General features: G+C 60.7%; 8 protein-coding genes. 6 read left to right on the forward strand and 2 right to left on the reverse strand.

The features are described 5' to 3' along the window. Nucleotides 1-6: 6 nt before the first annotated feature. Nucleotides 7-987, reverse strand: a complete 981-nt coding sequence (locus ACEW8N_RS08365; protein ID WP_373499350.1) for a GDP-mannose 4,6-dehydratase — start codon at nucleotides 985-987, stop codon at nucleotides 7-9. Between the two features lie 300 nt (nucleotides 988-1,287). Here ACEW8N_RS08365 and ACEW8N_RS08370 point away from each other — a divergent pair, with 300 nt between their 5' ends. Next, nucleotides 1,288-2,265 carry an alpha/beta fold hydrolase gene (locus ACEW8N_RS08370; RefSeq protein ID WP_373499351.1) on the forward strand — a complete coding sequence of 326 codons (978 nt, stop codon included), beginning with the start codon at nucleotides 1,288-1,290 and terminating at the stop codon, nucleotides 2,263-2,265. Here ACEW8N_RS08370 and ACEW8N_RS08375 read toward each other — a convergent pair. Further along, entirely contained in the window at nucleotides 2,223-4,025 is a 1,803-nt protein-coding gene (locus tag ACEW8N_RS08375) for an ATP-binding cassette domain-containing protein (protein WP_373499352.1), read from the reverse strand. The genes ACEW8N_RS08370 and ACEW8N_RS08375 overlap by 43 nt on opposite strands. A 389-nt stretch (nucleotides 4,026-4,414) precedes the next feature. On the opposite strand from ACEW8N_RS08375, the gene argC reads away from it, so the two are divergent. From argC to ACEW8N_RS08400, 5 genes are all read left to right on the forward strand, one after another. After that, the gene (gene argC, locus ACEW8N_RS08380; RefSeq protein WP_373499353.1) at nucleotides 4,415-5,452 is read left to right on the forward strand and encodes an N-acetyl-gamma-glutamyl-phosphate reductase; all 1,038 of its coding nucleotides are present in this window, start codon (nucleotides 4,415-4,417) and stop codon (nucleotides 5,450-5,452) included. Nucleotides 5,453-5,674: 222 nt separating this feature from the next. Beyond that, a complete protein-coding gene (gene folD, locus ACEW8N_RS08385) occupies nucleotides 5,675-6,586 on the forward strand; it encodes a bifunctional methylenetetrahydrofolate dehydrogenase/methenyltetrahydrofolate cyclohydrolase FolD (RefSeq protein ID WP_373499354.1) in 912 nt (303 codons plus the stop codon). A 250-nt stretch (nucleotides 6,587-6,836) separates the two neighbouring features. After that, nucleotides 6,837-7,799, forward strand: a complete 963-nt coding sequence (locus ACEW8N_RS08390) for a M23 family metallopeptidase (RefSeq protein WP_373499355.1) — start codon at nucleotides 6,837-6,839, stop codon at nucleotides 7,797-7,799. Nucleotides 7,800-8,158: 359 nt separating this feature from the next. After that, entirely contained in the window at nucleotides 8,159-10,774 is a 2,616-nt protein-coding gene (gene secA, locus ACEW8N_RS08395; RefSeq protein ID WP_373499356.1) for a preprotein translocase subunit SecA, read from the forward strand. Between the two features lie 12 nt (nucleotides 10,775-10,786). Next, nucleotides 10,787-11,367, forward strand: a 581-nt coding sequence (locus tag ACEW8N_RS08400; protein WP_373499357.1) for an adenosylhomocysteinase, incomplete at its 3' end; no start/stop codon positions are given.

The raw sequence follows: 11,367 nt of genomic DNA on the forward strand, positions 1-11,367 counted from the left end.
GCCGCGCTATGCCATGGTCAAGCGCTGATAGTCGATGACCCGACTGAGAATGGTGTCCAGGTCGGTGACGGGCGCAAACCCGACCAGGCTTCGAATCTTTTCAATGCTGGGGACCCGGCGGAGCATGTCCTCGAAATCCTTGGCGTAAGCCTCTTCATAGGGAATCATGGCCACCGTGGATGCCGAGCCGGTGCGCGCGATGATTTTTCGGGCCAGGTCCAGAATGGTGATCTCCTCCGTCCCCCCGATGTTGAACACCTCCCCCACGGCGTCGTCGCACGCCATCAGCGCCATCAGCCCCGCAACCACGTCCTTCACGTAGGTAAAGGTCCGCGTCTGCATCCCGTCGCCGTATACTGTGAGCGGTTCGTTGCCGAGGGCCTGGGAGACGAGCCGCGGAATCACCATGCCGTAGGCGCCGGTCTGGCGGGGGCCCACCGTGTTGAAGAGCCGCGCGATGATCGTCTCGAGCCCCTTGGTCCGGAAGTAGGCGAGGGCCGTGAACTCGTCCATCAGCTTGGAGGCGGCGTAGCTCCACCGGAATTTGCTCGAAGGGCCGTAGATGATATTGTCGGTTTCCACCAGGGGCGCGTGGAGGTGCTTGCCGTAAACCTCCGAGGAGGAGGTGATGAGCACGCGCTTTTTGAACTTCGCGCAGATCTCCAGAACCTTTTCGGTGCCCTCCACGTTGATCTTGATGGACTTCAGGGGATTCTCAAGGATGTAATGGACCCCCACGGCGGCCGCGAGATGGAAGACCACGTCGCAGGTCCCCGCCAGCTCCAGCATCAGGTCCTGATTCAGGATGGTGTCGGTGTGGACAAAGAGTCGATGACCCAAGCGTGCGTCGTTTTGCAGCGGCGTGACGTTGGCGAGGGAACCGGTGGACAGATCGTCGATGATATAGACCTCATGGCCTTGCTCGAGGTAGGCTTCCGCAAGGTGGGACCCGATGAACCCCGCTCCCCCCGTGATAAGAACCCGCATAAGAATTGCTCCTCAGAATAGTGACGCGTTTAGAACCGCAGGGATTTTCCGTGGACAAACACGAAAAATCATCCTAAATAAGTGGCTGTTTTCAGGCAGTCCCGGCTATGCTTGCCGCCCCGGGGCCGCGTTGAGGCCCTCCGTCCGATCCGGAAAAATCAGGCCGTCGGCGGTTTGGATCGGCTGTTTCCGTGCGAATTCGGGCGAAGCCTCGTTTCCGGATGGAGACTACTTATAAAAAAACAACGGCTGAAGCAATCATAAAACCACGAGATGCGGAAACGGGCCCCAACAATCGGAATGGCATCCTGCTTCAAGTATATGGCGACCCCCGACGGCGCCGCCATCCGCCACGGCTTCTGGCGATCCCGGGGTTCGGTCCGGCGCGGAACCCTGGTCCTGCTCTCCGGCCGCAGCGAATTCCTGGAAAAATACGGCGAAACCATCGGCCTGCTGAACGCCAGGGGCTGGGACGTCTGCAGTTTCGACTGGCGCGGGCAGGGGCTTTCGACGCGCATGATCGCAAACCGGCACAAGGGGCATATCGAGGATTACGAGGTCTATCTTGGCGACCTCGACCGGTTTCTTCATGAGGTGGTTCTCCGGCGGGCCGTCCGGCCTGTGGCGGCGCTCGCCCATTCCATGGGGGCCCATATCCTCCTCCGGTACCTCGCCCGCCGGGGTGATCTTTTCACCAGGGTCGTGCTGACCGCGCCCATGGTCGACATCTACGCCAGACGGCTTCCCATTTCCCTGGTGAGGATGATGACCCGGGCCGCCCTCCGCTTAGGCGGGGAGCGGGCCTACGCCCCGGGGGAAGGGGGCTACCGCCCTCTTTCGCGGAGACGGTTCAAAAACAACCGGCTGACCGCCGATGAAGAACGATACGCAAGACCCCACCGGCTGATCGCCCGAAATCCGGACCTGGCCCTGGGGGGCGTGACCTTCGGGTGGCTTCGGGCGACCTTCGACTCCATCGACGCCCTCGCATCCCCGGGGGTTGCGGCGTCGATTTCGACACCGATGCTGATCGTGTCCTCGGGGGACGACCATGTGGTTCCGGCGGCGGCTCAGACGGCGCTGTGCGCCGCCCTGCCGGATTGCCGGTTCGTATCGGTACCCGGTGCCCGACATGAGATCCTGATGGAGCAGGATCCCTTGAGGGCCGTTTTCTGGCGGGCCTTCGACGGGTTCATGTCGGCCGGTCCTGCGGCCATGCCCCCCGGCCGTCCCGGTCACTCGGAATCGATGGCCGAGAGTGCCTCCCAGCGCGCGTAAGCCTGTTCCAGCGCCGCATCCAGCGCCGCCAGCCGGGATTTTGCAAGGGAGATGACGGCGCCGTCCTCCCGGTAGAAGGCGGGATCGGCCATCCGCCGGTGGAGATCGGCCTGCTCGGCCTCCAGCGCCTCGATGGTTTGGGGCATGGCCTCCAGTTCGAGGCGCTCCTTGTAGGTGAGTTTTCTCGGGCGCTCCCGGCGAGGCCGTGACGGTTTCGGGGCCCCGGCCGGCTTCTCGGCGGCCGCGTCCGGGGCAGGGGGGCGCTGGGCGACCCAGTCGTCGTATCCGCCGATGTACTCCGTCACCCGGCCGTCGCCCTCGAAAACCAGGGTGCCGGTCACCACCTGGTTGAGGAAGGTCCGGTCATGGCTGACCAGGAGGACGGTGCCTTCGTAGGCGACCAGGAGGCTCTCCAGCAGCTCGAGGGTCTCCATGTCCAGGTCGTTGGTCGGCTCGTCCAGGACCAGGACGTTGGCCGGTTTGGTGAAGAGCTTGGCGAGGAGGAGGCGGTTTCGTTCGCCGCCGGACAGGATGGAGACGGGGCTTCTGGCCCTTTCCGGGGAAAACAGAAAATCCTTGAGGTAGCCGATGACATGCGTGGGCTTTCCGCCGAGGATCACCTGGTCGTTTCCCTCGGCCACGTTCTCCTGAACCGTCCGGGTTTCATCCAACTGGTCCCGCATCTGGTCGAAATAGGCGGTTTCGAGATGCGTCCCGTAGCGAACCGAGCCCTGCTGCGGGGCGAGGTTTCCCAGGAGGATGTTGAGCAGGGTGGTTTTTCCCGCGCCGTTGGGCCCGATGATCCCCAGTTTGTCCCCGCGCATGACGGTGAGGGAGAGGTCCCGGATGATCGGGCGCTCGCCCCGGTCGAAGCAGATATCCCGGGCTTCGATGACGAGCTTTCCGGTGCGCTGCGCTTCCTGCGCCATCATGCTGACGGACCCGATCCGCTCCCGCCAGGCCCGCCGCTCCTCGCGCAAGCGCCGGAGCGCCCGCACCCGCCCTTCGTTCCGGGTCCGCCGGGCCTTCACCCCCTGGCGGATCCACGTCTCCTCCCGGGCCAGCTTCTTGTCGAACTGATGCCGCTGGTTGGCCTCCGTCGACAGGGCCGCCTCCTTCCGCGCCAGGTAGGTCGCGTAATCGCAGGCCCAGTTGATCAGGCGCCCCCGGTCCAGTTCGATGATGCGGGTGGCCAGGTTCTGGAGGAACATCCGGTCGTGGGTGACAAAGAGCAGGGTTTTCACGTGCTGGAGGAGAAACGTTTCCAGCCAGGCGATGGCCTCCATATCGAGGTGGTTGGTGGGTTCGTCCAGCAGGAGGATGTCCGGTTTCGCGGCAAGGGCCCGGGCCAGGAGCGTCCTTCGCTTGATCCCGGCCGACAGTCCCTTGAAATCCGCGTCAAAAGGAAGCGCCATGCGCGAGAGCATGGTCTCGGCCATGAGACGGCCTTCCCATTCATCGGCGCCGCCCTCCGATTTGTTTCCCGCCATGCCGCCCAGGACCACCTCCAGGATCGTGCCGCCCAGATTCCGGGGCACCGCCTGCGACAGGCATGAAACCCGCGCGCCATGCTGGAGCTGGATCTCTCCGGAATCCGGTTTGAGGTCGCCTGCGATCAGCCGGATGAGGGTGGATTTGCCTGTGCCGTTCCGCCCGACAAGGCAGACCCGCTCCCCCGCATCGATCTGAAGGCTGAGATCCTCCAGGAGGGCGAGGCCGCCGAATCCGAGGTACAGGTTGTTGATGTTTAATAGGTTCATAGGGTTTCGATGGTGGTTCACTTATAGTGAGTAAGGAAATATTGCTGACGGTTTCGTAAAAGTTCGAGATACGGCTTGCGAATCCCGGGGAATGAGGCCTGCCCGGCGTACGCCGCCGTGACGGGGGGGCCGTGATGCAGATATCGGATTTTTTGCGGAACCGTCAAGCGTGCAACCCGTTTTGGGCGCGGTACGGCGTGTCTTGTAGCGTGAAACGGCGACTTGCGCAATTCTTTTATGGGGGAAGGGCGCTTCGACGGCCCGCGTCCGATGCCGCTTGAAAAACCCCGCCGTTTCTGGTAGGGAAGGCACACCCGGCGGCGCATCAGCCGGATAATCGCCCCTTACGGCGTTTTTCAGGGGTTTCAGCGGATACACAAGGAGGGGGTATGGTCAGGGTCGGCGTCATCGGTGCGACGGGGTATGCGGGGGCGGAGCTGGTTCGGATCCTTTTCGGTCACCCGGAGGTGACCCTTGCGGCGATCACCTCGAGGCAGTACGCGGGGGTGCCCTTTGACCGGGTCTACCCGGCCATGAAGGGGGTCGTTCCCCTCATCTGCGAGGAATTTGCTCTCGATGACATGTGTGACCGGGCGGATGTCGTGTTCACGGCCCTGCCCCACAAAATTCCCATGGCGGTCGTGCCCGAGCTGGTCGCCCGCGGCAAACGGGTGATCGATCTCTCGGCGGACTTCCGCTTCCGGGACGTGAACCGCTATGAAGCCGTTTATCAGCCCCACACGGCGGCGGCGCTTTCCGAGGAGGCGGCCTACGGCCTCCCCGAGGTTTACGGCGACGCCATATCCCGGGCCAGGGTGGTCGGCAACCCCGGCTGCTACCCCACGAGCGTCCTGCTTCCCCTGGTGCCGCTCCTCAAGGCGGGCCTGATCCGCACCGAAGGCCTGGTGGCCGACGCCAAGTCCGGCGTCAGCGGGGCGGGAAGGTCGCCCAGCCTGGGCTCCATTTTCTGCGAGGTGACCGAATCCTTCAAGGCCTACAAGGTGGCGGGCCACCGCCACAACCCCGAGATGGACGAGGTCCTGAGCCGGGAGGCCGGCGGTGCCGTTCATATCACCTTCGTGCCCCATCTCGTCCCCATGAGCCGCGGCATGCTGACCACCCTCTATGCGACGCCGGACGGGCCGGCAACCGGGGCGGAGATCCGGGCGCGCCTCACATCCTTTTACGCGGACCGGCCCTTTGTCCGGATCTGCCCGGAGGGGCAGGTCCCCAGCACCCTCCACGTCCGGGGAACCAATTATTGCGACATCGGTGTTGTCTTCGACGACGAGCATCGCAGGCTGATCCTGATTTCGGCCATCGACAACCTGGTCAAGGGCGCCGCCGGGCAGGCGGTCCAGAACATGAACCTCATGCTCGGATTCAAGGAATCCGCCGGCCTCGACGCCGTGCCGTACCCGCTCTGATCCCCATCCCGGTTTCGGGCCGCGGGGGCATGGGCGGCCGGATTTTCGGGATGAAAAAAAAGAAGCGGACGATCGCGGCAGGCGGACCGGAAATTGAAACCGGCCCGATGAGGCCCGCGCTGTTTTCTTGACATCACGGTAGGATTGAACTAAAAAGATTCGACTCTAAAAAGGCGAATTGAGCGGCAGACCCATAAACGACAACGATGAAAGGAGATTGGCATGGCAGCGAAGTTGATTTTAGGTACTGAAATCCGCGAGGAGATCCTCGAGGAGATCACGGCGGAAGTCGCTGAGATCAAGAAGAAATACGGCAAGGTTCCCGGGCTCGTGACGATTCTCGTGGGCGAAAGCCCCGCCTCCATTTCCTATGTCACCCTGAAGATCCAGACGGCCCATCGTGTGGGCTTCCACGAAGTCCAGGACAATCAGTCGGTGGACATCTCCGAAAAGGACCTTCTCGCCCTGATCGACAAGTACAACAAAGACGACTCCATCAACGGCATACTGGTCCAGTTGCCGCTGCCGAAGCACATCGACGACAAGAAGATCCTGAACGCCATCGATCCGGACAAGGATGTCGACGGATTCCATCCCGTCAATGTCGGCCGGCTGATGATCGGCGGGAACGAGGTGAAATTTCCGCCCTGCACGCCCGCGGGCATCCAGGAGATGATCGTTCGGGCCGGCGTCGAGACCAGCGGCGCGGAGGTCGTTGTCGTGGGCCGCTCCAATATCGTCGGTAAACCGATCGCCAACATGATGGTCCAGAAGGGCAAGGGCGCCAACGCCACCGTGACCATCGTCCACACCCGCACGAAAGACCTGGCCTTCCACTGCAAGCGTGCGGATATCCTCATCGTCGCCGCCGGCGTTCCCGGGCTGGTCAAACCCGAGTGGATCAAGCCGGGCGCATGCGTCATCGACGTCGGCGTGAACCGGGTCGGCGAAAAACCCAGCGCCAAGGATCCGAAGAAGATGGTTGCCGTGCTTCGCGGAGATGTCGATTTCGACGCCGCCAAGGAAATCGCCGGTTACATTACCCCCGTTCCCGGAGGGGTCGGCCCCATGACGATTACCATGCTGATGCACAATACCTTGAAATCATTGAAATTCAAACTCGGAATTGCCTGACGTCCGAGGCTCGCGCGGGGGAGGACACGCTCCTCCCCTTTCTTGCCTGTACCCGTTTGATTCTGAGTCGAATTCTTGCGGGGCAATCAAGCAGACAGCAGAAGGAATCCGGAAAATTCCAACTTCGGGGTGCGCTGTTTCCCAATCATGCCGCCTCCGGCATGTCAAGGGCAGGATGTGTATTCGGTCGTTTTCAAAATGAAAACGATGAACAACAACTCGACGAACCCAAAGGTAAAATCTGACTGTTATGAAAAACCGCATCGTATTCCAACCGACGAATTCACGCCGGGAGGCGGGAAGACGGGTTACGGTCTCCCGGTTTTTCCTGGGAGCCCTTGTCTTCCTGGCCACCGCCTTCTTCACGGCCTTCGGATATCTGATCATGGAATATCTGCATCTCCGGGCCGTTGCCCGGGAGGCCGTGATTCTCGAACTCCGGCTGGCGGATCAAAATGAACTCCTTGAATCTCAGCAGGAGCAGATTCAGCTTTTTGCCGGCGAACTCAGCTCCCTCAAAGACAAACTTGTCTCCCTCGGGGAATTCGGCAGAAAAGTGCGGGAGATGGTCGACATGGCGCCCGGCGAAGCGCTGGAGGATCCCTTCGGCATCGGCGGGTCATCGCCCGCCGACCTGAATCCCTTTCTCGACCCCAACGCCAGGCGCACCGAAATGATGCGGCGGATGCAGGAGCATGTGGTACGGCTCAGCCTCGAAACCGATATCCAGCAGGAGGATTTCTCGACCCTCATGGGTGCCCTGAAGGAGCAGCGGAACTTTCTGGTCAGGACCCCGTCCGTCCATCCGGTCAAGGGGCCGCTGAGTTCGACCTTCGGCACCCGGAGATCGCCGTTTACCGGGGAATTCGAATTTCACAAGGGCATCGACATCGTGGCCGCGACCGGGACCCCTGTGGCCGCGCCCGCGGACGGCCGGATCTCCATCGCCGAGTATGAAGGATCCTACGGCAAGATCATGGCGATCGACCACGGATACGGCGTCGTGACCCGGTTTGCCCACCTGAGCGCGTTCCTGAAGAGGGCCGGGGAATCGGTGAAACGGGGGGAGGCGGTCGCCCTCGTCGGCAACACGGGGCGCAGCACCGGCCCCCATCTCCACTATGAAGTCCACCTCAACGGCATCCCCGTGGACCCTCAGGATTTTCTCATGGGTTCAGACGGGTTCCAGGTGGTGCTGAAGAAAAAACAGTAGGGGGAGGCCCTTCCGGTTTTCCGAGCGGTTTCCCTTCCCCGCCATATCGCCTTCCCCTCCCGTCTCATCCCCGCCGTGCATTCCGGGTGAGCCATGATGAACAGTGCATTAGTCATGGACAACCGCCTTTTTTCATCTTAATATGATTTAGCGGTTTCGGGGTTTCGGGAGCCGGGCGAGGATCAATCCGCCCGCTTTTCCGACCGTTCGGCCCATGCCGTCCACCGGCGCGTATCCCTTATATGCGCCGGCGCCGTGCTTTGTGACCGGGCCATGCGCCGGGCTGCCTTTTTACGGAGGCGCCGGTCGGCCCGTCGGGGAAACCCGGATCCTAATTTCCTGAAAGGAATGTTCAATTCATGATTTTCGACTTTCTGACCAAGGTATTCGGAAGCAAAAACGATCGAGAGATCAAAAAGATACAACCCGTCGTCGAACAGATCAACGCGATCGAGCCCGCCGTCCGGGCGATGAGCGACGAGGAACTCAAAGGCCAGACGGCCGGGTTCAAGGCGCGCTTCGAACAGGGGGAGACGATCGATGACCTGCTCCCCGAGGCGTTTGCCACGGTCAGAGAGGCTTCGGTGAGAACCCTCCGCATGCGCCATTTCGACGTTCAACTCATCGGCGGTGTCGTGCTGCACCAGGGCAAAATCTCCGAGATGAAAACCGGCGAGGGAAAGACCCTCGTCTCAACGCTGCCGGCCTATCTCAACTCGCTCACCGGTAAGGGCGTCCATATCGTCACGGTCAATGATTACCTGGCCAGGCGCGACGCCGAGTGGATGGGGCAGATCTATCATTTTCTGGGGCTTACGGTGGGCACCATCGTCCACGGCATGACCGACCGGGAGCGGCAAGTCGCCTATGGTTCTGACATCACCTACGGCACCAACAACGAATTCGGCTTTGATTACCTCCGGGACAACATGAAGTACGAACAGGAGGCGATGGTCCAGGGAGATCTCCATTTCGCCATCGTGGACGAGGTGGACAGCATCCTCATCGATGAGGCCAGGACCCCGCTCATCATATCAGGCCCGGCCGAGAAGTCGACCCATCTCTATTTTCAGGTGAACGAGATCATCCCCCGGCTGAAAAGGGAGGTGGACTACACCATCGACGAGAAGGCAAGAACGTCGGTCCTGACCGAGGAGGGCGTCGCCAAGGCCGAAAGCATGCTCCGGGTCGACAATATCTATGACCCCGCCAACATCGAAATGCTGCATCATGTGAACCAGGCCCTGAAGGCCCATACGCTCTTCAAGCGGGATGTCGACTACATCGTGAAGGACGGCGAGGTGCTCATCGTCGATGAGTTCACCGGTCGCCTCATGCCCGGACGCCGGTACAGCGAGGGGCTCCACCAGGCCCTGGAAGCCAAGGAGAGCGTCAAGATTGAAAATGAAAATCAAACGCTTGCGACCATTACCTTCCAGAATTACTTTAGGATGTACACAAAGCTTTCGGGCATGACCGGTACGGCCGATACCGAGGCGGCGGAGTTCAAGAAAATCTATAACCTGGATGTCATGGTGATCCCCACCCACATGCCCATGGTCCGGAAGGATTACCCCGACGCCATCTACAAGACGCGCCGCGAGAAATTCGATGCGGTGATCCTTGAGATTCAGGAGCTGTACAAGAAAGGACAGCCGGTTCTGGTGGGGACCATCTCCATCGACATCTCCGAGGAACTGAGCGAAAAGCTCAAGAAAAAGGGCGTGAAGCATACCGTGCTCAACGCCAAGCACCATGCCAAGGAAGCGGAGATCGTCGCCATGGCGGGGCAGCCCGGCGCCGTGACCATCTCCACCAACATGGCCGGCCGGGGAACCGACATCGTGCTGGGAGAGGGCGTCAAGGATCTTGGGGGGCTGCATATCATCGGCACGGAACGCCACGAGAGCCGGCGCATCGACAATCAGCTCCGCGGGCGCTCGGGCCGCCAGGGGGATCCCGGTTCTTCACGGTTCTATCTCTCCCTCGAGGACGACCTGCTGCGGATTTTCGGCGGAGAGCGCATCACGACCGTGATGGACAAACTGGGCATGGAGGAGGGCGAGCCGATCGAGCACAACCTCATCAGCCGGGCCATCGAAAATGCCCAGGCCAAGGTGGAAGCCCGCAATTTCGATATGCGCAAGCATCTCCTTGAATACGACGATGTCATGAACCAGCAAAGAAACCTGATCTATGAGCAGCGCAGGAAAGTGCTGAATGGCAGCGATCTCCACGATACCTACCGCCGCATGGTCCTGGATCTTTGCGACGAGATCGTTCGCGGTTTCTGCCAGAACGAAGTCCCTTCTTCCGACTGGGATGCTGCCGCTATGGCGGGCACCCTCCGGGATGTTCTTGGCGAATTGCCATCGATCAAGGGGCTGTCCTTACGTTTACGACAGGGGACGACCGTTGAGGCTTTGATCGACTCTCTGGCCAACGAGGCTTTGGATCGATACGAAGGCAGGGAAACCGATCTTGGGGCTGAACTGATCCGGGAAGCGGAACGCCTTGTCATGCTGAGGGTGGTCGACGAAAAATGGATGGATCATATCGATATGATGGACGACCTGCGCGACAGTATCGGCATGAGGGGATATGCGCAGCACAATCCCGTCATCGAATACAAAAGGGAAGGATTCGAGCTGTTTGATTCGATGAACCGCGCCATCCGCCAGGATGCTGTCCGATTGATGATGCGAGCCTCTTTCTCCTCGGATAAGCCCATTCAACGTAAAAGCGCCGTTCGCGATGTATCCGAAGGATTCGGCAGCACCGGATACGACGGCTCGCAGCAGGCGCCGGCCGCAGCCGTTGCGGAATCTCCCAGGCAACAGTCAAAAACCGCCGGGGACCAGGTCAACCATACGCCTGTCAAGCGCTCGACGATCAAGGTGGGCAGAAATGACCCCTGCCCTTGCGGCAGCGGCAAAAAATACAAGAACTGCTGCGGCAGGAATGAGCAGGGATGAGGTATCTTACGAATGACTAACAAAGAACCCTATGAATCCATGGTAGAAAATGGCAGGCGTAAAATCGCATGGGCTAAAAGAAATATGCCGGTGCTTTCGACAATCGAGCGTGAATTTGCCGTTTCCCGTCCTTTTGAGGGCTTGCGCATTGCCATCAGTGTCCATGTGGAGGCAAAGACGGCTTGTCTGGCCCTTGCCCTCGAAAAAGGCGGTGCGGAGGTATCCCTCACCGGATGCAATCCCTTGTCTACCCAGGATGATGTCGCTGCGGCCTTGTCCGATGGCGGTATTTCCGCTGGAGGAATGAAGGTTTTCTGCCGGCACGGCGTGGATCCCGCCACTTATCGCAGCCATCTGGTTCAGGCGCTGGAATGCTCTCCGCATATTGTCATTGACGATGGCGGGGACCTGGCCGAACTCCTGCATACGACGCATACCGCCCTGGGACGGGACATCATCGGAACCTGCGAAGAGACAACGACAGGCGTCCATCGCCTTAAAATCCTGGAGAGAGAAGGTCGTCTTCGCTTTCCCGCCCTTGCGGTCAATGATGCAAAGTGCAAGAACCTTTTTGACAATCGATTTGGCACCGG

Source organism: Desulfococcus sp. (assembly GCF_041737845.1).
GTDB lineage: Bacteria > Desulfobacterota > Desulfobacteria > Desulfobacterales > Desulfococcaceae > Desulfococcus.

Coding starts and splice junctions, on each gene's coding strand:
- secA (WP_373499356.1), top strand. CDS start 8,159: ATGATTTTCGACTTTCTGACCAAGGTATTCGGAAGCAAAAACGATCGA.
- argC (WP_373499353.1), top strand. CDS start 4,415: ATGGTCAGGGTCGGCGTCATCGGTGCGACGGGGTATGCGGGGGCGGAG.
- ACEW8N_RS08375 (WP_373499352.1), bottom strand. CDS start 4,025: ATGAACCTATTAAACATCAACAACCTGTACCTCGGATTCGGCGGCCTC.
- folD (WP_373499354.1), top strand. CDS start 5,675: ATGGCAGCGAAGTTGATTTTAGGTACTGAAATCCGCGAGGAGATCCTC.
- ACEW8N_RS08390 (WP_373499355.1), top strand. CDS start 6,837: ATGAAAAACCGCATCGTATTCCAACCGACGAATTCACGCCGGGAGGCG.
- ACEW8N_RS08370 (WP_373499351.1), top strand. CDS start 1,288: ATGGCATCCTGCTTCAAGTATATGGCGACCCCCGACGGCGCCGCCATC.
- ACEW8N_RS08365 (WP_373499350.1), bottom strand. CDS start 987: ATGCGGGTTCTTATCACGGGGGGAGCGGGGTTCATCGGGTCCCACCTT.